This is a genomic window from Leptolyngbya sp. Heron Island J, from assembly GCF_000482245.1.
Taxonomy (GTDB): Bacteria; Cyanobacteriota; Cyanobacteriia; order Phormidesmidales; family Phormidesmidaceae; genus Leptothoe.
In genome coordinates this window covers 49,680-73,882 of sequence record NZ_AWNH01000043.1, presented here as the reverse complement: position 1 = coordinate 73,882, position 24,203 = coordinate 49,680, and the positions used below count along the sequence as shown (strand labels likewise).

The window sequence follows — 24,203 nt, the reverse complement described above, 5'->3', positions numbered from 1 at the left end:
AGTGCTTTGAAAGGTGCTTCATCCTCCGAGTTGGCCCTCACCCCAAACCCCTCTCCCACGGGGAGAGGGACTTTGATCTGACTCCCCTTCTCCCCTTCTCCCCTTCTCCCCGCGGGAGAAGGGGGTGGGGGGATGAGGGCTCGAAAACTGGAGCTACTCTTCGATTTGTGTATACACAGTAGCCCCATAGGAGAGGATGGGGTATCCGTGGGGAGTGAGAGTTTTAGCAGCAGGCAAGCGATAGAGCCGCCAACGAGCAATAGATAACCTTGTCGGGGTTGCGCCTCGTACGTTCGACTGAGCGTTCGACTGAGCGTTCGACTGAGCGTTCGACTAAGCTCACGCCGAAGTCTCACGCCGAAGAACGCAAGAGCTGTCCTACGGCTGCAGACATGGCTTCTAAAGCCATGAAAGCCCCTATCTATAGGAGTACTAGGCTGTAAACTGCTTAGAAAAAGCCTGCTAGTTTGTTGTTTTTGGGTGAAGTCTAATTAATATGCGCCAGGCGCAGCAGCAGTCCTAGCCCGAAAAGGCTAGTTAGACTGTGTAGCGATAGCTGCTTGACTGCATTCATGACAAAAAAAGTTTGTGTAAAAACTCAATGGAGAGATTCTAGCCTACTCTTTTTGACAACGTCAACTAGATGCGTTGCTGATTCGAACTATAGTTTTCTCTAAAAGATGCCAACACATGGCGTTGCTAACAGATCGGTCCATTATGTAAATCAGCAACGGCTAATTTTGAGGGCGCTGTTGTGATTGGTTTAGAAAGATATTTTTTAAGCATTTGCCTGGGGTATGCAAAACTCAGAATTCTTTCTGCTGAGCCGAACATCCTGATATTCTGACAGGGTTACAAAACTTTACGTCACTGCTTTTATGGCTGCCCAGTCACGTTTGCCCATACAGTTTTGGATTGTCACTTTGGTGGCGTTCATTAACTCCGTTAGTTTTACCATCATCATTCCAACGCTGTATCCCTATGCTAAGGAGTTTGGCCTCAGCGACCTGGCGGCAAGTTTGCTGACGACGGCGTTTTCGCTGTCGCAGTTTTTGGGGACGCCTATTTTGGGGCGACTGTCGGATCGGATTGGTCGCAAACCGCTTTTGGTGCTTAGCTTATTGGGGACGGTGGTCGCGAACCTGCTGGCGGCGGTCAGTCCCTTTGCTTGGTGGCTATACCTGGCCCGCATGCTGGATGGTCTGACGGGGGGCAATAATTCGGTGGCCCAGGCTGTAGTCAGCGACATGACCACGCCAGAGCAGCGGACCCAAGCCTTTGGTATTTTTGGCGGTATGTTTCGTCTGGGATTTGTAGTAGGGCCACCGCTGGCCTATTTTGCCCAGACGCTGCCGCCGCTACCGGGGATTACGCCTTTGGGGATGAGTTTTGTGGTTTCGGCAGTGATGGCGCTAGTGGCAGCAGTCCTCTGCTTTACGATCTTGCCAGAAACACGACCGCCATCTGAGTGCGATCTCAAACTCAAACTATCCCTGGCTGATTTTGGCTTTGGTCGCTTGGCTACCTCCTTTCGTCAACCTGTGGTCGGTCGCATTTTTATCATGACCTTTCTCAACGGGGCGACATTTACCGTTTTTACGTTTGCCTTTCAGCCCTTTTTTCTAACAGTGTTGGGGCAAGACACCAAGAATTTAGCCTTTGCCTTTGTTTTATTTGGAATTTTGGCGTTTCTCTCCCAGGTATTCTTGCTAGAGCCCCTACGTCAGCGGGTAAATCTCGTCACACTGCTGGTAGCGGCTTTGATTATGCGGGGAGTGTTGTTAATCCTCTATCCTTCATTTCCCACGATTCAGGTTTTTTGGATACTGTTAGTCTTCTTTGGCATTGTCAATGCTTTCCCCATGCCGCTCATTGATTCGCTGCTGTCCCTGCGTACCTCTAAAGACAAACAGGGTGAAGCTCTGGGGACCAACTCCTCATATCTGAGCATCGCCAATGCCATCGGTCCGGCGATCTCGGGCCTGTTAGTGACCTATGGCTACGGCATACCATTTTTTGTGGCTGGCGGATTGACCCTGGCGATCGCGTTCTTTGCCTTTTCCCTCAACTCTCCCGGCAATCAGGCACCAGCGGTGTAGGGGTTAGCTGTTTGGAGTCGTAAAACGCCCCAAACAGCTGCCTCACTCATGCCTTTGTGCTCATCCGGCCTTTGTCCTACTCCGGCAAAAGCGCCTCTTTCTGCAATACCATCAGCTGTTTAATGCCGACTTCTGCATAGTCCAGCATCTGGTTGAGCTGCTGGCGGCTAAAGCTATTAGCCTCCGCAGTTCCCTGAAGTTCGACGTAGCCTAAATCACCATTGAGCACCACATTAAAATCAATGTCAGCGGCGACATCTTCGGGATAGTTTAAATCTAGGAAGGCGTCACCTTCTAAGAGCCCAACTGAAACAGCGGCAATCTGGTGTTTGAGGGGAGAACTTTGTAGCGTGTTATTGGCTATGAGATGTGCGATCGCATCTTCTAACGCCACATAGGCTCCAGTGATCGCTGTTGTCCGGGTGCCCCCGTCCGCTTGAATCACATCTGCATCCACCGTCAGGGTGATTTCTCCCAGCGCCTCCAGGTCAATAGCCGCTCGCAGGCTGCGACCAATCAGACGCTGAATCTCCTGGGTGCGGCCCGATAGCTTCATCACCTCTCGTCTGGAGCGGGTGTGGGTTGCACTGGGCAGCATGCGATACTCAGCTGTCAGCCACCCCTGCCCTGAATCTTTCAACCAGCGAGGCACATCCTCGGAGGCTGAAACCGTACATAGCACCTGGGTGTTACCGCAGTGGGCTAAAACCGACCCGGCAGCATACCGTGTAAACCGTCGCTCAAATTTAACCGGACGTAGCTCATGAGGTTGCCGACTATCAGGACGCTGCCAAACCATAGTAAATGCTCTTTAGAAAATAATTTCCACGATACACAGCCAGAGACCCTGTAGACGGTAAACACCAGTTTTTTTAGGGTTTGTCTACATTTTCTAATCTAAATTTTTGGCGTTGCCGATCTGAACGTTGACTGTAGTATTAGACAGGCTGGCTGCTCGCTGTAAAACATACAGCATGCTGGAACTCAATAGCCCCAGGCTATCGTCTCTAGGTCCAACATGTCCTCATTGCGTCGTCCTGTAAACGCCCTAAAAATTTGTATGTAGTTGAAGTGGTAAAACTGTACAGTAGCTCCTATGAGTGTTCAAAGATCGAGATGCCGTTTTCCCAACGCTGGGAGAGACCACTCCACGGGTTAGGTGCAGATTTTGTCGCTGCTGATTTGGGGAATGCACCGATCGGACAGAAAGGCCATTCACCCGCATCGTGTAGATGAAATCATCCCGAGGAGCAGCAGCGCCCAGATTTTTAACAGTTAAACGCCCTATTCATACCCTATCAACATTGAACTGCTGTGCTACTGCTGTTGCATTCTAAATTTTTAGTTAGGGCATTTTTCACCAATACCGTAGTGTTTATCCGATTTGCGGTAGGGAATTATCTAAAGATGAGTACTTGTTTGTCCAAAATCCATCAGCCATGGCTGTGTCATTACCCCTTATTACAGCGACAGGGTGCCAGAGAGGTTGGCCATGTCGAATAGGGAGATCAAAATTCTGGTTGTCGACGATCAGCTTACCAACGTCAGTGTACTCACGGAGGTTTTATCGTCAGCTGGTTACACGGTGGCCAGCGCCCTCAGCAGCGATCAGGCGCTCCAAACGTTACGGTCGTTGACCCCCGATCTGATTCTGCTAGATATTGAGATGCCAGGGATAGATGGGTTTACCACCTGTCAGCAAATTAAAGCAAAGCCCAGGACAGCCCATATTCCCATCATTTTTATTACGGCTTCATCAGACACTGAGAGTGTTGTCAAAGGATTCTCAGTGGGGGCAGTTGACTTTATTCGTACACCCTTTCAAGAACCAGAATTGTTAGCACGGGTCCAAACCCACTTACAGCTCAGACATGTTAGTCAACTGTATAAGCTAGAACAACAAAAAAACGAAGAGCTGACCCAGCTAAACAACAAACTCTTACTGACACAGTTTTCAGTGGATAATGCGGCTGATGGAATTGTTTGGATCGATCAAAACTCAAGGTTCTTTTACGCAAACAAAGTAGCGTGTAATCTACTTGAATATTCATTGGACGAACTGACGCAATTATCAGTGCCAGATATTGATGTTAATTTCTCTCTCAGGCATTGGCGAAAGCTTTGGCACACAATCAAAAAAAGTAAGAACTTGTCCCTTGAATCTCAACATCGCACCAAGAGCGGTCGACTCTATTCAGTTGAGATTACGGTTAACTACCTTTCTTTTGCTGAACAAGAATGTAATGTTGTTGTCTTTCGTGACATTAGCGATCGCAAACAAGTTGAAGCCGAGCTACAGCTAAGTCAGGCCCGTACCACAGCGGCCTTTGAGCAAGCAGCAGTAGGGTTTGCTGAGGTGGATATGGCGACCCAAAAATTCACCAAGGTGAATACGCTATTTTGTGACATGATCGGCTATAGCGAGGCAGAACTCTCCGAACTGACTTTTGCTGATCTCACCTACCCAGACGACATTGCCCTATCGCGACAAGCTATACAACAGCTTTACAGCGGTGCGGTTGACAACTTCACCATTGAAAAGCGGTATCTGCGCAAAGATGGCTCCTGGTTTTGGGCGGAAACAACAGTCTATCTGGTCAAACTACGGGGTGAACAGGCCATCTATAGTTTGGCTCTAATTCAGGATATTAGTCAAAGAAAACGGTTGGAGGCCGAGCGAGTAGTGGCAGAAAAAGCCCTGAGTTTGGCTAAATTTGCCATTGACCACACCGCAACCAGCACATTTTGGATCAATCAGGATGGCTATTTTCTCTCGGTTAACAAAGCCGCCTGTCAAAGTCTGGAATATTCACCAACCGAATTTACCTCAATGGCCGTTTGGGATATTACCCCCACATTTTCTCAGGATGACTGGCCCGCCCATTGGCAATCTCTCAAGCAGCATCAACATCAACAGCTGGAAACATTTCATCAAACTAAGAGTGGACGTATATTTCCAGTAGAAATTGTGACTAATTTTCTAGAGTTTGAAGGTGAGCAGTACAATTTTGCTCGAGCCACTGATATTAGTGCTCGTAAGGCGGCTGAAGCAAAAATTAATCAACAAAATCAAGAGTTAGAACAAACGCTGGCTCAGCTGCAGAAAACTCAGCTACAGCTGGTGCAGCAGGAGAAAATGTCGGCCCTAGGGAATTTGGTGGCCGGGATAGCCCATGAGATTAATAACCCCCTGGGGTTTGTGGGTGGGAATGTGGCTGAGTTAAACAGCTGCCTAGAAGAGCTGGTGACCCATCTCGCCCTTTATCGACAGCAGGCCAGCGCAGCTACTATTGAGGCCCATGCTGAGGAAATTCAGCTGGATTTCCTTCTAAGTGATTTACCTAAAATGTTAGAGTCGATGGCAGCAGGATGCGATCGCATTCGTAACATTAGCGTTAGTCTCCGCTCATTTGCCCGCGCTGACAAAGAAACCAAAGTCGCTTTTAACCTCCACGAAGGTTTAGACAGCACCCTGCTCATTCTCAAACATCGTCTTAAGGCCAACCAACAGCGCCCAGCTATTCAAGTCCATAAACAGTATGGCAACCTGCCCGATGTGTTTTGTTTTCCAGGACAGCTCAACCAGGTGTTTATGAATCTTTTAGCCAATGCCATTGATGCTCTAGACGATAACAGTCACCACAAGAGCTACCACACCCTGGAAACCCATCCGAATCAGATCACCATTACAACTTGGTTTGAACAGGATCACGTCACCATTCATGTTCGTGACAACGGCCCTGGCATCCCCGAAGACATTCAGCCATATATTTTTGATCACCTATATACTACAAAGGAAATCGGTAAAGGCACCGGGCTAGGATTGGCCATTGTCCAACAAATTATCGTAGACACCCACGGTGGGCAAATTACCGTTGACTCCAGCCCCGATCAGGGGACCGAGTTTATTCTCACACTACCCGTCACAGCACCCCAGTGATATCCAGCGATGCAGTCAAAGGTTGCGTTTTCTCAATTTTTCTATCCCATACCTGTAGTAAGACGCTAAAACAGGCATATAAGACAGCAAACCATACCTAGACCTGTAGTTTTGCGAATTATAAAAAACTACAGGTCTAGGTGTGGACTGGGTAGGGGTGATTCTCCCCTGTAGAAACAAAAATTAAAGACAAAGTGGAGGGTCATATGGACTTTACACGACGGGATGCCCTAAAACTTGGACTATTAGGGGCCGGTAGTTTATGGTCATGGGGGCAGGGTCGCAACTATGCCCTAGCGGAGACTGGTGACTGTGTTCCCCATGGCATAGGAGAACCTCCCGGTCCTTATCGAAACCCGCGCTTTAGTCCAGATATCCCTCGGTTTGAGCGTCCCTTTGAACCCATGCAGGTGTTGCCTGTCACGTCTGTCAGTTCGGACTTAGATGGATACACCATCACCATGAAAAAGGCCCAGGTGGAAATTCTACCGGGTAAGCCAACAGAAGTATGGGCCTATAACGGTCAAGTTCCTGGCCCCCTAATTCGCCAGCGCAAAGGTACCGCTTCAGTCGTACGATTTATCAACGAACTTGGCAATGATGACCAGGGCAGAGGCATTAATTCAGTGATTCACCTCCACGGTGTTGCCTCCTTACCTCAGTACGATGGCTATGCTGAAGACATCATTCCCACTCAGCACTACAAAGATTACTACTATCCCAACGATCGCCCCGCCACCTTTTGGTACCACGATCATGTGATTGAGCATACTGCCCGTAACGTCTACATGGGCCTGGCTGGCATGTACATCGTCGAGTATGATGCCGATGAATTTTGCGATCCAGGGGCTCAAGACCTTTTGCCCCAGGGAGAATACGATATTCCTCTCATCATTCAAGATAAGCGCCTTACCCCTGACGGCGAACTTGTCTTTAACGATCGGGCCAATCGTGGTGTTTATGACGATGTCGTCTTGGTCAATGGCGTCCCCTGGCCAAGGTTATCGGTCAAAAACCGCAAATACCGTTTCCGAGTGCTGAATGGAGGGCCTTCACGCACCTTGAGTCTGGAAGCACGGGTTAAACATGAGGATGGCTCATTGGAGCCAGTAATGCTGCATGTGATTGCCAGTGACTCAGGTTTGTTGAGCGCCCCTGTGGCCACTGACAATTTGCGGGTAGGTGTGGCCGAGCGCTACGAGTTTGTGATTGACTTTGCCGATTATGCAGGCAAAGAAGTGTTGCTAGTGAATCCGCTGTTCTTTGGCAATATAGACGGCAATTTGCGCAGCACTCAGGTGATGTGTTTTCAAGTCAGCGGTGGGGCCCAGGACAATCCGCCGTTGCCTGAGCGTTTAACCACATTAACACCGCTACAAACCCTCCTATCCGAGGTTAAAGCGCCCGTACGCACATTCCGATTTGATCGAGCAGGGCGCTGGTTAATTAATGGTAAAGCCTGGGACCCCCACCGCGTTGATGCCTTTGTGGAACCCTGCGCCACAGAAATTTGGCGGTTTGTGGCCACGGGAGGCTGGGTGCATCCTATCCATATTCACTTGGGTCACTTCCGGCTGCTAAGCCGTAGCCGTACGCCGATCGCTGCCTATGAGCAAGGTCAGAAAGATACGTTCTTTGTCAATGACTTTGAAACTGTGGAAATGATTGGTCGCTTTGGTCCCCACGAAGGCAAGTACATGATCCACTGTCACAATCTGGTGCATGAAGATCATGACATGATGACTCAGTTTCAAGTTGGTACTAAAGGCTGTGAGCCCTGTGTGGAAACGGCTAGACCCTTGCCAGCCCCGGCTAACTTTGATGCTCCCCAGTGTGTGCCACCGCCTGAGTGCATGGTGGAGGCACACAGCGGTGGCGAAAGCAGCTGTGGGTAGTAGTGAGGCTACGATTATTGGGCTCGATGATCACCGGCATCAAACCGTTCCAGGGCCTTCATATCGTAAGGGTTGAATGGTTTAGATTGCTTTCTAACAGGCGGTGACTGTTGTTGGTCAGTGGTCTGTTTGGGCGGGGTCTGGTCAGTGGTCGGTGCGGCCTCTGGTTGTTTTTTGGGGCGAGGTTGTTCTGAAGGAACTGTTTGTGTGGGAGTTTCCATTTGAGTGTTCCAAACTGTAGTGTGAACTGTAGTGCTAGATAAAGCATTGGCCCCTGCAGGACCGATAAAACTAACAATCCCAAGTAACCCCACTAAACAGATAAGAATAAGTTTCTTAACCATGGTAGGTACTGTGTAGAGGATGTTATAGACATGGAATGAGACAACAGAATTTACTGTTTTATGCCTGTTTTATGCCTATGTTATTTCGATCTTATGCAGTAGATTGGGTCTGTACGACCCCGTGTTACAAAGCTTACGGTTTTCATCAGGGTCTCACCGCACAATATCCACCTTTTTTTGCACTTTGACCAGGGAGATTGGCTAGGCGTCTCGAACTCCTTTGAGGTTGCTCAAAGATAATACTTTTAAGTAGTGAGAATACTCATCGACGATCGTTTTGTAGTCTTCAATCTCTTCAGGATTGTTTTGCGAAGGAATACTGGTTTCAAATAGCACCTGAGAACTCAAGGTGATCCCATATAACACTAGTAAGGTCTGATTGTCAGATGCAATCAGCTGTTGATTAAACCGTTTTCTGCTCTCATAGAAACTGATCTCACTTTCACACTTAAAAACCCCCTCTGCGGTCATTCTTGCGCACATCATTAGATTCCTAATAAATTGAATCTTGTGATCACTATGGATGTCATCCTTTTCCATAACCAGCAATGCAATTTCGTCAGGAGTGTCCATATTTTCTTGACTCAAGTGGTGTAGAAATTATAGACATTTTTTAGATGTTCCTTTATTCTCTTAGGACAAGAAGAAGCAGTTGGGTAATACGTTTTCGTCGTGATTTTTAAGCATCACAAACGCAGATAGTACTTATCTTTAACTAAAGCTTCAGGAAAACAGGGGTTTAACTTTCTAGTAACTTCAAAATAATTTGGTTAGGCTAAAATTCTGCGATGGGGACGCTAGAAAAATTAGTCTGCTTGTACGTGGAGAATCTATCACCTTGAATAAACTACTAATTTCTGCTGGAGCTACCCTCTCAGCTGCGGGGCTGCTTGTCGCCGCCCCTGCTGCTGCAAGCACACTTTCCTTTGATTTTCAGCTGAATAGTTCTACTGAGGTAGAGCTGAGTTCCTTTTTAGCAGGGCGCACGTTCAGCAATGCCACAGTGCCTAATAGCCTCAATGCAACTGCAAATGATGTCACTGGCAGTTTTATTGTTCTAGATGACCTGACTCAGGTGAGCGATGGTGACATCGAACTAGATGATGACTTTATTGACAATTTGCTAGATGGCTCTTACATGGCAACGGTGGAGTCGATATTGGTAGAAGAGTTAGGGCTAACGCTTGATCAAACCTTGGAGTCTGTTGATGATCTATTTACCATCACAGAATTTAGTGGGGGTGGCGTTCTGACCTCTGAGGCCATCGAGGTCGTTGGTAATCCGAATAACCCCAGCCAGTTTGATATCACCTACGATAGCGAGACTAATACCATCACAGTTGATGGCTACTCCAATAAAGTGGCTACCAGCTGTTTTTGGGCTGACTGTGGTATTACTGCCGATGTTACCTATGGCTTTGGTTTAGTGATCGACGAATTTATTAGCTTCACTGATGACCTGTTGGCCAATCCCAATATTGCCCTGGGTGATGAGACTACAGAAATTATTATTGGTCTGCAGCGTTCGGCTGCATTTATTCAGTGGCTCGCTCCCTCCTTGGAGGCGATTACGCTGGCTACGGTGACATCAACGATCGCAGCTAATACTCAGTTTGTTGCGGCTGACCCGAATGGTTCAATTGATGATGTTTCTGCTGAGGTGACTGGGGGAACGCTGACGGTCTTGGCCACGACGGATGGCCAAGAGGAGGAGCTCTTTGTCGCTCAGTATGGAGAGGAGATAGACACCCATACCACAGAGGGCTTGGTGACTGTAGCGCAACTTGAGACGGTTAAATCGACACCTCCCCAGGCATCGCTCTCGGTGACATCAAAGACTCCAGTTACGATCGCACAGGCTTTTAAATCCAGTGACAAAGAAGCCGAGGCTGTCCCAGAACCCTCCATCGTTGTGGGTTTTCTGGGCCTGGCGGTCTGGATGGCCAAACGCAGCCGTAAACAGGGCATGGTTCGATAGCGGTCCAGCGGGCTATTGTCCATCAGATGAGCGCTAGAAAAAGGGGCACAGTTGTGCCTCTTTTTTTCTGATTACAGAGTATTTTTTACCAGAGTTAAATCCGCCAGCGAGTTTGGACTATGGCTGGGCGGCTTTGTAGGCAGCCCAACCGCCGTGGTGAGAAATGTCGGGCCAGTTATTTTCCTTGATGAGTGCTTGGGGATAGAGCATTGCGATCGCAACTCCCCCATCTGCTAACGTCACCTCTGCCGGATACATATTGGGGGGTTCCGTAGACACCAAATAGTCATATTGCGCTGCGGTCAGTTCATACAGCTCACCCGGAATCGCAATCCCCCCAGAGTCCACCCCATAGATCCCTGGGTGCCAGCCATCCTTAACAGCATGCAGTCGGTAGCTTGCCGTTGTGCTGGCGGCTTTGATAAACGTGGCAGATTGCAGATTGCCATGATCCGGCTGCCCACGCAGGGCTGAACCGCAGATAAATACAATCCTGGTGCCATCATCGGCCATCGATCGTGTCTCCTTGAAATGTCGCGATAGTGCCGCTTTAAAGCCTACGGCATTTCAGGGAGCGGCAAGGCTGATCCATCGGTTTCTGGGGGTAACTGTCGCTACAGATGGCAAAAACATGCTCCCAGTAGAATAATAGGCTAAATAAAGCTTAAATACTGGGTGAACACTCACTCGTTTTTATCTGTTGAGTTTTTTTAGCGGGACACACTCTTTATGTCGAATATCGTTGCATCTACCCAGGTTGACGCTCTGCTGATCAATGGCCAGCGGCTTATGCAAATGATGAGCGATGTAGGAGCGATTGGAGCCTTGCCCAGTGGCGGTGTGCGACGCCTGGCCTTTAGTCCAGAAGATCGTGAAGGTCGGCAGCTGGTGCAGCGTTGGATGGCAGCTACAGGTATGACCGTATCGATTGATGCTGCGGGTAATATGATTGGCCGATACGAAGGCCGATTTCCCCACGCACCCGCTCTGGCAACGGGGTCTCACCTGGATACGGTGCCCAATGCCGGGATCTATGACGGCACTTATGGTGTCCTAGCTGGAGTCGAGGTGGCCCGGACGCTCCATGATCACGGTATTCGGCCCGATCATCCCATTGAAGTGATTGTTTTTGCGGATGAAGAGCGCACTATGATTGGCAGTAAGGCTATGGCTGGTAAAGCTAGCTTAGATGCCAACTTTTATGATCACCCCCACTATGAGCCCATAGAGATGGGTTTGAGTTTTATTGGGGGGGACTGGACGCAGCTAACGTCAGCCCAGCGTGATACTGACAGTTTGGCGGCGTTTGTGGAACTCCACGTCGAGCAAGGTCCGGTGCTGGAAGCGGCGGGTAATCCAGTGGGATTAGTGACTGGCATTGTCGGTCAGCGGCGCTATTTAATCACCATAGACGGTAGCGCTAGCCACGCGGGTACTACTCCCATGACCATGCGTCAGGATGCGTTGGTGGCCGCCTCGCAAGTTGTTTTGGCCGTCAATCGGATTGGGACGAAAACCGGCGATGGCTATGGTGAACAAGTGGCCACTGTTGGGGCGATGAAGCTGTCACCCAATGTGGCCAATACTATTCCTGGCCGGGTGGAGATGACCTTAGATATGCGGGATCTGTCCAATCAGCGGTTGGATGCCATGGTGGTGGAGTTGGAACAGGAAATGGCTGCGATCGCCACCCAAACCGAGACCCAAATTCACATCAAACCCCAGCTTCGCAACGAGCCTGTCCCCGTCAACTCCCATATCTACAACGCCATTGCCCAGGTTTGCGACACCCTTAACCTGCCAGCCCAGTCTCTACCTAGTCGAGCCAGCCACGATGCCCAAATTATTGCCAGCATCACCGACATGGGCATGATTTTTGTCCCCAGCCAGGGCGGCATTAGTCACTCCGAAACCGAGTACACCACCCCTGAACACTGTATTCAAGGGGCTAACATTTTGCTGCATACCCTATTAAAACTCGACCAGCACTATCGCTGTCCTGAAGAAATAACAGCTTTGAGGACAGAATCTAAAGTTTAGTGGAACTTTCTCCCTTCCTTAAACAGCTATTGGTACGTTTTATCCAGTTGTCTCCCAGGCGACCATTAGCATTGTCCCATGTTCACCAGTAACAGATATGACTAACCGTCACCGCTCATAGTTGTACCTAGCTTCAACTTTATTCGTTACAGAACCCTACAGGAGACACCCCCCATGGCGGTTAGCGCTGATCGGCCTTCCCCGATAGCCTCTCAAGAACAGCTTCCCGAATTTTCATCACCCCATGTAGTCCCCAAAGAAGCTGCCGCAGGTGTCTCTTTGCGCTCCGTGACCAAAAAATATGGCACCGTCACCGCCATTGAGAATATGACCCTGGACATCCCAGCCGGCATCTATTGTTGTTTGCTGGGACCTAGTGGCTGTGGTAAAACCACAGCGCTGCGCATGATCTCAGGTCACGAATCGGTTACCAGCGGTCAGGTATTGATTGGGGATCGTTGCGTCAATGATTTACCCGCCGCCAAACGGAACACTGCCATGATGTTCCAAAATTACGCCCTATTCCCCCATAAAACCGTCTGGCAAAATGTCGAATTTGGCCTCAAAATGCAGCAAGTCCCCCAGGGAGAACGTCGGGAACGGGTTGCCGAGATTCTAGAACTGGTGGGTCTGAGTCACACTGCCAAACGCAAGCCAAACCAGCTGAGCGGTGGCCAACAACAGCGTATCGCCCTGGCCAGAGCCCTGGTCACGCGCCCCCAGGTCTTGATGTTAGATGAACCCCTGAGTGCCCTGGACGAAAACCTCCGCGTACGCATGCGCGGCGAGCTACGCAATATTCAAAAACAGTTTGGTCTTACCTTTATCCAGGTCACCCACCATGTAGAAGAAGCCTTTTCCCTTTCAGACCAAATTGTAGTCATGAACCACGGTCATATTGACCAGGTTGCCACCCCCACTGAGCTGTTTAATCAGCCTGCTTCCAAGTTTGTTGCCCGGTTCATTGGCGACAACAACATTTTCTTAGGTAAGGTGTTGGCCTCCACGCCCCACGAAAATGGCAAAGACCTGATCCGACTTGACATCGACGGCATTGGCACCCTCCACGCCATTGGCCACAGCCCCCAGCCTGGCACAGATGCCGCCTGTAGTGTCCGCCCCGATCTCCTTACCCTAGAAAACCCCGATGCCCCTTCGGTCTCCTCCGCTACAACGCTTCCCACCAATACCCTCACCGCCCGTATTACCCAGGTAGAACTCACCGGCTTTGTCACCCGTGTTGGTCTAACCACAATCAACACCGAACAAACTCTACTGCATACGCTTCGGACAGTAGATTGGCATAATCTTGCCCTGCAAGAAGGCCAGATCGTTTCTCTCAAATGGTCTGCCAACGACTGTGTTTTCCTAGCCCATTAGACAGCAACTATCCGCTTGTTTAAGCGAATTCACAGAGTTCACGTGATCTGTTTCTAGGATTGATGTATGACTAAAATCACTCGCCGTAAGCTACTCTACACTGGTTTGGCCGCCGGAGCTGCTGTGGCAACAACGCGCTGCGCCTCCTCTGCACCAGAAGGTACCCCCAACAATCCGGCCCCTGGCCCTGAGGTAAATACAAACCAGATTAAAGATGTCACCCTGCGTCTGATCGGTACTGGCGTTTCCCAGATTAACGAAATTCGGGACAAAGCCCAGGAAGACTTGGGCTTTCAGCTCGAAATGCGAGCTTTGAGTACCGAAGAAAACAACCAAATTGCCATCACTCAGCCGGATCAGTATGACATCTTTGACGGCGAATATTTCAGCTTACCTCTGGTGGTCCCCTCCGGTAATCTGCAGCCCATTGATGTCTCCAAAATCAAGGACTGGGATAAGATTGTTCCCTTTTTCACCACAGGCCAATACGAAGGCATGCCCGTGGAAACTTCTCAGGGGACAGCTCCTTATCGAGTCATGTACCTGACAGGACCAGACTCCAAAGAATTCTCGGCTACCCCCACCGATTTTGCCACTCTGATCCCCTTCCAGTACAACGCTGACACCCTGGGTTATCGGCCCGATCTAGTCGGTCGCAACATCGAAAGCTGGGGAGAACTCTTTAACGAAGAGTTTAAGGGTAAAACGTCTATCCTAGACATTCCGCAGATTGGCATCATGGATGCGGCCATGGTGGCCGAAGCCCTGGGTCTGATGACCTTTGGTGATAAGGGCAACATGAGCAAAGCAGAAATTGACCAGATTACCGATATCCTCAAACAACAAAAAGCTAACGGTCAATTCCGAGCTTTCTGGAAGACCTTCGACGAATCTGTTAACCTGATGTCCTCGGGTGAAGTGGTACTGCAATCCATGTGGTCCCCTGCCGTTGCTGCCGTACAGGCCCAAGGTATTGAATGTATCTATGCTCCCCTTAAAGAAGGCTATCGCGGCTGGGGTGGCGGTATTGGTCTCTCCAAAAATCTCAGTGGCATTGAACTCGATGCCGCCTACGAGTATATGAACTGGATGCTAGAGGGTTGGGTTGGTGCCTTCCTAGGGCGTCAGGGCTATTACAGTGCGGCCCCAGAAAACGCTAGAAAGTTTATGTCGGCTGAGGAATGGGATTTCTGGTACGAAGGCAAGCCCGCTGCTGTGGACATGGTTGATCCCTTTGAGAAGACTCTCGCCAAGGCCGGTGCTGTCCGCGATGGTGGTTCTTTTAAAGATCGGTTTGGCAACATTGTGTGCTGGAACTCCACCATGGCAGAGAACACCTATCTCGTTCAGAAGTGGAACGAGTTTATTGCATCATAGACGCTCTCATCCCTTTTGGGAGGGGCAGGGGCGGGTCCACTCTGGCGCTAACGGCTAACCCACCCCGTCCGTTGGGCACCCCTCCCAGGAGGGGATAAGCAAAGAACTTATTACCCTCATGGCTAAAGCCTGGACCAACCTCAAACCCTATTTTCTCGCAATGCCCCAAGCCTTGGCCCTGGGGCTATTCCTAATTTTCCCCATCCTGCTCATCGGCGTGGTCAGCTTCTGGGAGTTTAACGGCTACTCCATGACTCCCGCCTTTACCCTAGACAACTACATCGGTATTTTTACCTCCGATGTCACCCTTAAAACCTATCTCAACACCTTTAAATTTGTTGGACTCACCTGGCTGTTTACCCTGCTCATCGCCTACCCCGTCGCCTACTTCCTGTCATTTCACGTGCCCAAGCTGCGCTGGCAGGTATTGTTGTTTTTGGTATGTACCATTCCCTTTTGGACCTCGAATATCATTCGCATGATTTCCTGGTTACCGCTGCTAGGAAGAGAGGGGTTAGTGAACCAATTACTTCTAGGGGCAGGCATCACCCAGGAGCCACTGGAGTTCTTGCTCTACTCAGACTTTGCGGTGGTGTTGGGCATGGTGCACCTCTATGTCATTTTTATGATTGCCCCCATTTTTAACAGCCTGATGCGCATCGACCGCACTCTGATTACTGCCGCAGAAGATATGGGTGCATCTGGGTTTGAGGTGTTTAAAGAAGTTATTCTCCCACTGTCAGCACCAGGCATCGCCATTGGTTCCATATTTATCGTCACATTGGTAATGGGGGAGTTTGTCACGGTCCGTCTGATGGGGGGTGGTCAGGCCGCATCCATTGGTAAACTAATCCAGACCCAGATCGGCAGTTTGCAATATCCGCTGGCTGCCGCTAATGCCATTGTGTTGTTGGCGGTGACGTTAGTGGTGGTGATTTCGATTTTGCGGTTAGTGGATATTCGAAAAGAACTATGAAAAAACGTTCCCTCTCTTTCTACCTGCTGGCTGCATTTTTTGGGTTGTTCGTGTTCTTCTTATACGGCCCCATGATTACTATCTTTATTTTGTCGCTCCAGGGGCCGGATGGGACGCTGACTTTCCCTGTCCGTAGCTTTGGCTTCTATTGGCTAGGTCAGGTCTTCCAGGAGCAGCGGGTGGGTAATTTTGTGGAGCCATTTCAGCGATCGCTAGTGCTGGGGGGCATTGTTACAGCCCTGGTTGGCAGTATGGCTGTATCGGCCGCGATGGCCTTCCGGCAGCGCTTTCGGGGCTCAATGATCCTATTTTATCTGAGTATTGCCAGTCTAATTGTGCCCAGTATTTTAATATCCTTAGGCTTGGGCGTGATGTTTCAAGTCATGCAGTGGCCCACCCGCTGGTATAGCTCTGGTCTAGGTGCTCACCTGACTTGGACTTTACCCATTGCCTTTTTGATTATGCTGGGAATTTTTAATCGGTTTAATCCCTCTTATGAGGAGGCCGCTAGGGATCTGGGAGCCAGCGATGTCAACACATTTTGGGAGATTGTCCTACCGTTGATTGCCCCCAGTCTGATTGGGGTGAGTTTGTTAACATTCACCCTGTCCTACGATGAATTTACGCGGACATCGCTGGTCTCTGGGCAGTACAACACATTGCCTCTAGAAATCTTTGGTATGACGACTAATGTGACGTCCCCGGCACTGTATGCGTTGGGAACATTAACCACGCTGTTTTCCTTTAGTTTGATTGTGTTTGCCTACGTACTCTATCGACAGTTATCAAAGCAGCGCTTGTCGAAGTAATGTAGCGATTGAGTGAACCGCTGACTATAGTTAGGGTTTGCACTAAAGTGGCAGTCGAATGCAAAACTCAGTGCCCTGATCCACTTTTGAATCGACTGTTAGGCTGCCGTCGTGGATCTCGGTGACAATTTGGTGGGCGATCGCAAGTCCGAGTCCAGTTCCCTTACCCAATGGTTTAGTCGTAAACAACTGATCAAAAATCTTAGCCTTGATGTAATCGCTCATGCCCTTGCCATTGTCCCCAATGCGAATTTCCACCGATTGTTCTTCAGGGACCGCGATTGTTTGAATGGTGATGGTTTGGGATTTATATTCTAAATCCGTAAAGGAGAATAGCTCAGCAGCTTCATCAAATACATCAATGGCATTGGCCAGAATGTTCATAAATACCTGATTGAGCTGTCCTGGAAAACACTGAATCTCGGAAACAGGCCCATATTGCTTATGTACCTGGATGGCTGGGCGTTGATCATTGGCTTTGAGGCGATGCTTTAGAATCAACAGAGTACTGTCGATGCCCTCATGGAAGTTGAATGCTATTTTAGTCGCTTTATCTGCCCGTGAGAAGGTGCGGAGACTGGTGCTGATGGTGTGGATGCGATCGCATCCCGTTTCCATGGATGTCAGCATCTTAGGGATATCTTCTAACAGGTATGGCAGATCAATTTGTTGGGCATGGTGATCAATCGACGGAGTCGATGCCTGTGATTGATAAAGTCTCAGATGTTCAAAGATATCGCCAAAGTTTAGCTGCAGTTCTGCCACATTGCCACTAATAAACCCAATGGGGTTATTGAGTTCATGGGCCACCCCTGCCACCAAACCACCCAGAGTCGCCATCTTTTCCGTTTTTACCAATTGCAATTGAGTTTGGATCAATTGCTCATAGTTGAGTTGCAATTCTTGATTGGCCTGTTCTAAAGATTGGTTGAGGTGTAAGAGTTCAGCATTCTGGGCTACAAGTTGTTCCGCTTGGATACTATTGGCTTTTTGTAACTGTCTTTTCATTTGGTAGAGTTCCAGATGAGTGGCTACCCGTGCCAATACTTCCTCTGCTTGAAAGGGTTTCGGAATATAGTCAACTCCCCCCACCTGAAAAGCTTTGACCTTATCAAAAGTCTCATTTAAGGCGCTAATAAAAATTACAGGAATAGCCTGGGTTGATGGTTGAGCCTTGAGTTCCTGACACAGTTCGTAGCCATTCATGCCTGGCATCTGAATATCCAGCAGGATCAAATCTGGAAGAGAATAGGTAATTCCTGCCAAAGCAATTGCCCCCGTTGGAAAAGGGCGCACGTCATATCCTGCATCCTCCAATAGATTAGACAGCAGGTGTAAATTAGCTGGCGTATCGTCAACCACAGCAACTTGGCCAAGCAGCACGGAGGCAGTGTTCATGCTTAATCCTCTTCTTTGGGAATCAAGTTCAAAATTGTTTCGTATTCAAAGTTATGGAAACACAGGGCGATCGCTGTGGATAAAGCCGCATTTTCCTGCTCAATGGCTGCAACGACTGCTGCAATATCTTTTTTACTTGAGGTAAGAACCGCCTGACGCAGTTTTTGCCGCAGTTCTGGTGAGAGGGTTTGCAGATTTTCCACCGTTAGAAGTTCTCGTTTTTGAGCTGCTTGCTTAGGTTGATCCAAAATCTCTTCATAGATATAACGCACCCCCAAATGTTGTTCGATAGCTTTAAAGAGTTGCTCATCCCGAAAGGGTTTGCGGAGAACAGCATTGCATCCTACCGACCAGGCCAGCGCCCGTTCTTCTTCCAAGACGCTGGCGGTTAAGGCGATGATGACAGTTTCTTGCCCTTTGCTACTGGCCTTAATCGTTTGTGCAGCTTCCAATCCATCCATGATCGGCATGCGCATATCCATCCAAATCAGGTGGGGGTGCCAGGCTTCCCAGATTTCGATAGCTTCCTTGCCATGCTTGGCTTCCTGCAATTCAAAACCGAAAGGACTTAACAAACGCAGCAACAATTGGCGATTGACGAGTTTATCATCAACAACGAGAATACGATAGCGGAGTTGACCAGGTTCAAGCGCTATAATTTTGTGCCTGGGACTCAGGGAGTCTATCTCAGTTGCTTCAACGCCTTCACATTGAATCTTAAAGCTAAAGATGGTGCCTGCTCCTACGCAAGAACTTGCCTGTATTTCTCCCCCCATCAACTGGACGAATTTTTGACTAATGGAGAGACCTAATCCAGTGCCTTCTTGAGCTTGTTGGCCGCTTTTCGTCTGGGTAAAGGCTTCAAAAATTTGGTCAAGTTCGTCTGGTGCAATGCCTGTTCCGGTATCTTCAACTTCAAACTGTAGTGTGATTTGCCCGTCATCTGTATCTGTTGATTGATACTGCCTGACGCGTAGGGAAATTCTGCCTTGTTCAGTAAATTTGAGGGCATTGTTAATCAGATTAATTAGGATTTGGCGAAGCTTGACTTCATCGGTGCAAATATATTGGGGTAGAGCGTCTGATAGCTCTAATAACAACTGCAAGCCTTTATCATTGGCTTTAAGTTGAAACATATCGTGAATGTCCCCTAGAAGGCGATATAAATCAAAGCTTTTCTGATTGAGTGTAGTGTGTCCAGCTTCAATTTTGGAAAGGTCAAGAACGTTGTTGATCAATGTCAATAGGTGTTCTCCACTGCGATTAATAATCCCCACGTTTTCTCGATGTTCCAGGGGGAGAGTTTGAGAACGGATCATGATTTGAGTAAAGCCCAAAATGGCGTTGAGAGGAGAGCGCAGCTCATGGCTCATATTGGCAATGAAGGCACTTTTAGTCTGGTTAGCGACCTCTGCTTTTTCTCTCGCAACTTCTAGCTCGGCAGTGCGCTTGGCCACCCGTTGTTCTAAGGTTGTAAAGGATTCTTTGAGGCGATCGGCCATTTCGTTAAAGGCGTTGGTCAGTTCTCCTACCTCGTCCCGTCGTTGGGTAATGATGCGTTTCTCCCATTGACCGCGAGCCAGTTCTTTGGCAGATTGATTAAGACGCATCAATGGTCGCACTACCCAACGAGCCGTGAGAATGCCGATCGCTACAGCCAGTCCTAAGGCGATCAGGCAGAGAAGAATGGTCGTCCGAGTATTGGCGTTAATGTCTGCGAGAAAGTCCGATTCTGGTACAGTGATGACTGCCAGCCAATTTAACCCACCTGCCTCCTGAAAAGGAATGACTTTCAAAAAATACCGCTCGCGATCGATGATGAGACGCGTATCGAACTCTTCGGTAATTTGGGAGAGTTCGCCAAAACGAGACAGCAGGTATTGGGTCCCCGCTGCCACGACTTGATTGGGGCTATCTAAGGCATTGAGCCGCTGAGGAGTTTCATTTTTCGCCTCGGTTTCAAATAAACTATCTTCATTAGAAGCTGCTACCATCAGCCCCGAGTGCTCGATAATATAAATCTTGCCTGATTGACTGACTTGTAAACTTTGCAAAAAATCCGATACTTGCGCCAAGAGTAAATCAGTTCCCAAAACACCTTGTACGGAATTGCGCTGATCATCTATAGCCTGGGCGGCACTGATGCCGAGGGCTGTCTCTAAGGCACCGGGATAGATGTCACTCCACACAGGTTTACCAATCTCTGCCGCTGATTGATACCACCCTCGTTGCCGCGGATCAAAATCTGGTCTAGCGTTAATAAAAGTTTGAGGGTCGCCAGCGGCATCAAGAGCGTAACGTTTAAAATCACCACTCACAAATCCATCGGTCACGGAAATGTTAAAACCATAGTTAGGATCGCGTCCGACAGAGACGATTCCACCACGTTCGTTGGCAAAGTAGATATAATCGACAGTATCAAACTGTTGTAATTGTTGCCAAAAATGTTTGCCCAGGCGCTCTGGATCAGTCGCATCTAGGTTTCCAGCCTGGATCAGATCGTGATTGATTTGATTGATCAGCATTGTCGTTGCTAGATATCCTTCCAGCTTTTTCTCGATGCGATCGCTGGTTTCATCAATCAATTGATTGGCCAGATCTTCTACTGCTTTTTGCCCAACTCTAAAGGAAAGATAACCGACTACCGATACCGCACAGACAATTTGGATGACAAAAGGAATAATTAAGATATTCCGCAGTGAGATACCATTAATTTTCTCGACGAGTTTGTGCATGTGTCAGTTCATATAAGTCAGCCTGCTAGAGAGCTATTCAGCGTTCAGTTAACTTTAGGAACGTTTGAAATCCTGCTTTTATCATGGATAAATACGAATTTACTTCTATTTTATTAGGTTAAGTATTTAATTATTTTAAGACGATAGGCATTGCAGGGTAGTCCGTACATCCATGGAAATTGATGCCTCTTGCCGCGAGTTAACTGAGATTCAGCTAATATATTCACCACAAAACATCCTGTTCGATCCGGAAGGGGATGCTTTTTTATGACGCTGTTACATTTGAGTATGCGTATTTAAATTTAGCATTGCTGATCCTCGGGATGGCTTTGACTGTCAAGGACTGTCAAATAGCAGTGGTTACAGATCGGCTCATCCCATAAATCAGCAATCGCTTAAATTTTGTCTAGTCTCATTCGTCACATCAAAAGGTTGACTGCAAAAATTGGGTAAGAACGCGCATCGATGTGCCCCCACCAGGTTATTCCTCATTTGCAACCACGCTGACAAAACCTGCCTGAAAGGCTTAGGAGAGGTACCGTAGGCGGAGGAGTGAAAGCGATAACAGCCTACGTCTAGCCAACAGCATTAGGGAATGTCATCTGGCAGAATGGCATCTGTCAAATCCGCACTGGTCAGATCAGCGTTATAAGTTCGATCAGGAACCCCCCAATCCTCCAGTGGTAATGTGAATGTTAAAACAGCGTCTTCTAAATTAGCAGCGCGGAGATTGGCGTTTGTGAGGTTTACCCCCCTCAAATCTGCTTCTCTTAGATCAGCCCCTTGCAGATCGGCACCACTGAGGTCAGCACTGATAACATAATGGTCCATCGGTAGACTAGGACCGGTGTTTAACTCCGCAAATTTAGCCCGTTGCAAATTCGCTCCGGTTAGTTGAGCTCCTGGCCATTGGACGCCAATCAGCCCCGCATCGCTGAGGTCTGCATCGGTAAAATCAGCCCCCTCTAACTGAGTGGCTTGAGCAGTCATCAATGTTAACGTCGCCCCTTGTAAGTTAGCAGCTGATAAGTTAGCCCCGGTGAGATTACTCCAGACGAGGTCTGCTCCCTGGAGATTGGCGCTGCTCAGGTTGGCCCCAGCCAGATTCGCTTTCTGTAAATTGGCATTGCTCAGGTCGGCTCCAGTCAGGTCAGCTCCAGCCAGGTCGACACCTTCTAAATTACAGTCACGACACTGCTTAGACTGTAATACTTGGTCAACCAAATCCTCTCCTTCGGTGGATGGTGAAACGGGGGTGCTAGGAGAAGTGCTATCAGGTGGCGTTGGAGACGGTGTTGACTGACAGCCCGCCATGAGACTAGCCATCAGTAGTAACCCAACACAGCATTGAGGTGGTATCCGAAAGACTATGTTTGTAGCCATGGTCAGTCATCCTCCCTTTTAGCGGCATCACAGTCGGGATCCTAGCACGTACAAAAAAGATCAGCGTCATATTGTGTGAATGGGGTATCACATCCCGATCACGGAGTAATAAACGTACTCGTTGGGCATCAGAGTGTCATCGTTGGCTAGTTATTGTGCAATTGCGGGACTGGGCTATCCTTGGGTAGAGAAATCACACCTAGCTGCTGAAACATCGCCAACTGATCTAAAATTTCCCATTCCTCAATAATCTTTCCTGCCTTAAACCGACTGAGGATCATGCCATGCACGTTGACCTGTTTACCCGTTGCAGGAATGCCCATCAGAACGCCCTTGTGAGTACCCGTTAACGTAAAACAAGTGACAGTTTTATTCTCCTCAGTAGCCAGGTCATCAATCTGTATCTTTAAGTCGGGAAAAGCCGTGCGAAACATGCCAATAAACCCTTTCAGTCCATCTAGACCATAGAATTCTTCACCGGGACTACCAAAAATATAGTCTGGATGAACTAGCTCATCGAAAACCAGGAAATTACCTTGGTTAATCCCCTCTTCGATATAACGACGGACGATTGTTGGATAATGATTAGCCATGAGTCTCTCCTAGTTAAAGACAAAGTGAAAGCGTAAACAGTGTTGCTGACAAAAATGCTGCTACTGTCCGCACATGGTTCCAAACGGTCCAGTCGGTCAAATACCTGACCCATAAGGTGGCACCGTCAGTACTCCCTGGGACAACAATTGCCAGAGCATCATTGAGTGGAATATTGCCAGCCACCGTCACACCGATGGTGCCAACCAAATACAGTAAGCTACCCACCAGCCAATAGACAGAACCTGGCTGTTCCCACTGCCGCAGTGCAATCACTGTCAAGATGAGACAGGCCACCGCTGGGCCAAAGAAAGCAACCATAAACCACGGGTTAATCACGGTAATGTTGATCGCCTGCATGGTGGCAATGCCCGATGGGTTAGGTTGTTGCCCCAGGGCTTGCATAACAAAGGTGGAAAATGCAAAGAAGATACCCGCTGTCAGAGCACTGCCGATGGCGGCAAACAGAATTAACGGCAAACGCCAATTTTGAACAATCATCATAATTGTCTCCAGTGAATTGTTGTGAGCACAAACCCGATTCAAAATGAATAATCTTGTGGGGGCAGGTTGTGTGCCTGCCCTAGGAATACCTAATACGACAAACTCGGTGCCTGATGCAGATACGCATCAGTGGATAGCTGCTGCAAGATAAAATCAGCTACATCCGCACGGGTGATTTTGAGCTGTGATGTTTTATCGGCTCCTGGAAAACCGTGGCGATACTGTCCTGTGCGATCACCGTCAACAAATGCTCCAGGTCTGACAATGGTCCAGGCTAGATTGCTTTGCTGTATATAACTTTCCTGTAGTTTATGGTCAGCAAATACATGGCGCAAAATAAACCCAAACATAATGTACTTCCAAAAGAAGTTTAGACTGCCCCAGCTATCTCCGACTCCCATGGTGCTCTGACAGATAAACCGCTGTACACCAGCATGTTCCATGGCGCGGATGATCTGCTGTGTGCCTTCTGAACGGATATTGCTTTTGAGCTGCTGACCAGATCCGAGGATACACACAACTGCTTCTTGGCCTTGAACCGCCTGCTCTACAACGGGCAGATCCATCACATCTCCCTGGACCACCTTGAGATTAGGGTGCTGCATATCAAGCTTAACTGGGGTGCGGGTAAAAGCTGTAACCCTATGCCCTTGCTCTAGTGCCTGTTCAACGACGTAACGGCCAGTACCGCCTGTGGCTCCAAAAACGACTAATTTCATGGGGTTTGCTCCTAAGCAATGACATCCTCACCTTA

At 48.7% G+C, this 24,203-nt stretch carries 19 protein-coding genes; 9 read left to right on the top strand and 10 right to left on the bottom strand.

Annotated features, from left to right (window positions below; all coding sequences use genetic code 11):
- Window positions 1-878 precede the first annotated feature (878 nt).
- Window positions 879-2,099: an MFS transporter gene (locus N836_RS52150; RefSeq protein WP_023072780.1), complete on the top strand. Its 1,221-nt coding sequence runs from the start codon at window positions 879-881 to the stop codon at window positions 2,097-2,099.
- Window positions 2,100-2,175: 76 nt separating this feature from the next.
- On the opposite strand, the gene rph is transcribed toward N836_RS52150, so the two are convergent.
- Window positions 2,176-2,898, bottom strand: coding sequence for a ribonuclease PH (rph, locus tag N836_RS52145; protein WP_023072779.1), 723 nt, complete (start codon window positions 2,896-2,898; stop codon window positions 2,176-2,178).
- 693 nt (window positions 2,899-3,591) lie between these two features.
- Here rph and N836_RS77035 point away from each other — a divergent pair.
- On the top strand, window positions 3,592-6,039 hold the full coding sequence (locus N836_RS77035) for a PAS domain S-box protein (RefSeq protein WP_023072778.1): 2,448 nt from the start codon (window positions 3,592-3,594) through the stop codon (window positions 6,037-6,039).
- Window positions 6,040-6,245: 206 nt separating this feature from the next.
- Window positions 6,246-7,934: a multicopper oxidase family protein gene (locus tag N836_RS52140; protein ID WP_023072777.1), complete on the top strand. Its 1,689-nt coding sequence runs from the start codon at window positions 6,246-6,248 to the stop codon at window positions 7,932-7,934.
- 14 nt (window positions 7,935-7,948) lie between these two features.
- On the opposite strand, the gene N836_RS52135 is transcribed toward N836_RS52140, so the two are convergent.
- Together N836_RS52135 and N836_RS52130 are read right to left on the bottom strand one after the other, a co-directional pair.
- Window positions 7,949-8,278 carry a hypothetical protein gene (locus N836_RS52135; protein WP_023072776.1) on the bottom strand — a complete coding sequence of 110 codons (330 nt, stop codon included), beginning with the start codon at window positions 8,276-8,278 and terminating at the stop codon, window positions 7,949-7,951.
- 201 nt (window positions 8,279-8,479) lie between these two features.
- Window positions 8,480-8,851: a hypothetical protein gene (locus tag N836_RS52130; protein WP_023072775.1), complete on the bottom strand. Its 372-nt coding sequence runs from the start codon at window positions 8,849-8,851 to the stop codon at window positions 8,480-8,482.
- Between the two features lie 265 nt (window positions 8,852-9,116).
- Between N836_RS52130 and N836_RS52125 the strand changes: the two genes are divergently transcribed.
- Window positions 9,117-10,256 (top strand): PEP-CTERM sorting domain-containing protein, encoded by a 1,140-nt coding sequence (locus tag N836_RS52125; RefSeq protein ID WP_023072774.1) that lies wholly within the window; start codon window positions 9,117-9,119, stop codon window positions 10,254-10,256.
- Window positions 10,257-10,373: 117 nt separating this feature from the next.
- Here the strand turns inward: N836_RS52125 and N836_RS52120 are convergent, their stop codons facing one another.
- Entirely contained in the window at window positions 10,374-10,769 is a 396-nt protein-coding gene (locus N836_RS52120; RefSeq protein ID WP_023072773.1) for an allophanate hydrolase-related protein, read from the bottom strand.
- Between the two features lie 216 nt (window positions 10,770-10,985).
- Here N836_RS52120 and N836_RS52115 point away from each other — a divergent pair, with 216 nt between their 5' ends.
- From N836_RS52115 to N836_RS52095, 5 genes are all read left to right on the top strand, one after another.
- The gene (locus tag N836_RS52115; protein ID WP_023072772.1) at window positions 10,986-12,296 is read left to right on the top strand and encodes a Zn-dependent hydrolase; all 1,311 of its coding nucleotides are present in this window, start codon (window positions 10,986-10,988) and stop codon (window positions 12,294-12,296) included.
- A 174-nt stretch (window positions 12,297-12,470) separates the two neighbouring features.
- Window positions 12,471-13,676, top strand: coding sequence for an ABC transporter ATP-binding protein (locus tag N836_RS52110; RefSeq protein WP_023072771.1), 1,206 nt, complete (start codon window positions 12,471-12,473; stop codon window positions 13,674-13,676).
- Between the two features lie 66 nt (window positions 13,677-13,742).
- Window positions 13,743-15,053 (top strand): ABC transporter substrate-binding protein, encoded by a 1,311-nt coding sequence (locus tag N836_RS52105; protein ID WP_023072770.1) that lies wholly within the window; start codon window positions 13,743-13,745, stop codon window positions 15,051-15,053.
- A gap of 118 nt (window positions 15,054-15,171) precedes the next feature.
- Complete coding sequence (locus N836_RS52100; RefSeq protein WP_023072769.1) at window positions 15,172-16,029, top strand: ABC transporter permease; 858 nt, start codon at window positions 15,172-15,174, stop codon at window positions 16,027-16,029.
- Window positions 16,026-16,838, top strand: a complete 813-nt coding sequence (locus N836_RS52095) for an ABC transporter permease (RefSeq protein ID WP_023072768.1) — start codon at window positions 16,026-16,028, stop codon at window positions 16,836-16,838. The genes N836_RS52100 and N836_RS52095 overlap by 4 nt, the downstream gene beginning before the upstream one ends.
- A gap of 42 nt (window positions 16,839-16,880) precedes the next feature.
- Here N836_RS52095 and N836_RS52090 read toward each other — a convergent pair whose 3' ends face one another.
- From N836_RS52090 to N836_RS52070, 6 genes are all read right to left on the bottom strand, one after another.
- Entirely contained in the window at window positions 16,881-18,236 is a 1,356-nt protein-coding gene (locus tag N836_RS52090; protein ID WP_023072767.1) for a hybrid sensor histidine kinase/response regulator, read from the bottom strand.
- Between the two features lie 2 nt (window positions 18,237-18,238).
- The gene (locus N836_RS52085; protein WP_023072766.1) at window positions 18,239-20,971 is read right to left on the bottom strand and encodes an ATP-binding protein; all 2,733 of its coding nucleotides are present in this window, start codon (window positions 20,969-20,971) and stop codon (window positions 18,239-18,241) included.
- 588 nt (window positions 20,972-21,559) lie between these two features.
- On the bottom strand, window positions 21,560-22,354 hold the full coding sequence (locus N836_RS0138025; RefSeq protein ID WP_081716853.1) for a pentapeptide repeat-containing protein: 795 nt from the start codon (window positions 22,352-22,354) through the stop codon (window positions 21,560-21,562).
- Window positions 22,355-22,500: 146 nt separating this feature from the next.
- On the bottom strand, window positions 22,501-22,947 hold the full coding sequence (locus tag N836_RS52080) for an ester cyclase (protein ID WP_023072764.1): 447 nt from the start codon (window positions 22,945-22,947) through the stop codon (window positions 22,501-22,503).
- 13 nt (window positions 22,948-22,960) lie between these two features.
- Window positions 22,961-23,449 carry an anthrone oxygenase family protein gene (locus N836_RS52075; RefSeq protein WP_023072763.1) on the bottom strand — a complete coding sequence of 163 codons (489 nt, stop codon included), beginning with the start codon at window positions 23,447-23,449 and terminating at the stop codon, window positions 22,961-22,963.
- Window positions 23,450-23,538: 89 nt separating this feature from the next.
- The gene (locus N836_RS52070) at window positions 23,539-24,168 is read right to left on the bottom strand and encodes an NAD(P)-dependent oxidoreductase (protein ID WP_023072762.1); all 630 of its coding nucleotides are present in this window, start codon (window positions 24,166-24,168) and stop codon (window positions 23,539-23,541) included.
- Between the last annotated feature and the right edge of the window lie 35 nt (window positions 24,169-24,203).

Excerpts from the sequence above, each read along its gene's own strand:
- N836_RS52105 (WP_023072770.1), top strand. The coding sequence starts at position 13,743 with ATGACTAAAATCACTCGCCGTAAGCTACTCTACACTGGTTTGGCCGCC.
- N836_RS52090 (WP_023072767.1), bottom strand. The coding sequence starts at position 18,236 with ATGAACACTGCCTCCGTGCTGCTTGGCCAAGTTGCTGTGGTTGACGAT.
- N836_RS77035 (WP_023072778.1), top strand. The coding sequence starts at position 3,592 with ATGTCGAATAGGGAGATCAAAATTCTGGTTGTCGACGATCAGCTTACC.
- N836_RS52080 (WP_023072764.1), bottom strand. The coding sequence starts at position 22,947 with ATGGCTAATCATTATCCAACAATCGTCCGTCGTTATATCGAAGAGGGG.
- N836_RS52135 (WP_023072776.1), bottom strand. The coding sequence starts at position 8,278 with ATGGTTAAGAAACTTATTCTTATCTGTTTAGTGGGGTTACTTGGGATT.
- N836_RS52070 (WP_023072762.1), bottom strand. The coding sequence starts at position 24,168 with ATGAAATTAGTCGTTTTTGGAGCCACAGGCGGTACTGGCCGTTACGTC.
- N836_RS52115 (WP_023072772.1), top strand. The coding sequence starts at position 10,986 with ATGTCGAATATCGTTGCATCTACCCAGGTTGACGCTCTGCTGATCAAT.
- N836_RS52120 (WP_023072773.1), bottom strand. The coding sequence starts at position 10,769 with ATGGCCGATGATGGCACCAGGATTGTATTTATCTGCGGTTCAGCCCTG.
- N836_RS52150 (WP_023072780.1), top strand. The coding sequence starts at position 879 with ATGGCTGCCCAGTCACGTTTGCCCATACAGTTTTGGATTGTCACTTTG.
- N836_RS52075 (WP_023072763.1), bottom strand. The coding sequence starts at position 23,449 with ATGATGATTGTTCAAAATTGGCGTTTGCCGTTAATTCTGTTTGCCGCC.
- N836_RS52130 (WP_023072775.1), bottom strand. The coding sequence starts at position 8,851 with ATGGACACTCCTGACGAAATTGCATTGCTGGTTATGGAAAAGGATGAC.
- N836_RS52095 (WP_023072768.1), top strand. The coding sequence starts at position 16,026 with ATGAAAAAACGTTCCCTCTCTTTCTACCTGCTGGCTGCATTTTTTGGG.
- N836_RS52110 (WP_023072771.1), top strand. The coding sequence starts at position 12,471 with ATGGCGGTTAGCGCTGATCGGCCTTCCCCGATAGCCTCTCAAGAACAG.
- N836_RS0138025 (WP_081716853.1), bottom strand. The coding sequence starts at position 22,354 with ATGGCTACAAACATAGTCTTTCGGATACCACCTCAATGCTGTGTTGGG.
- N836_RS52140 (WP_023072777.1), top strand. The coding sequence starts at position 6,246 with ATGGACTTTACACGACGGGATGCCCTAAAACTTGGACTATTAGGGGCC.
- rph (WP_023072779.1), bottom strand. The coding sequence starts at position 2,898 with ATGGTTTGGCAGCGTCCTGATAGTCGGCAACCTCATGAGCTACGTCCG.
- N836_RS52085 (WP_023072766.1), bottom strand. The coding sequence starts at position 20,971 with ATGCACAAACTCGTCGAGAAAATTAATGGTATCTCACTGCGGAATATC.
- N836_RS52100 (WP_023072769.1), top strand. The coding sequence starts at position 15,172 with ATGGCTAAAGCCTGGACCAACCTCAAACCCTATTTTCTCGCAATGCCC.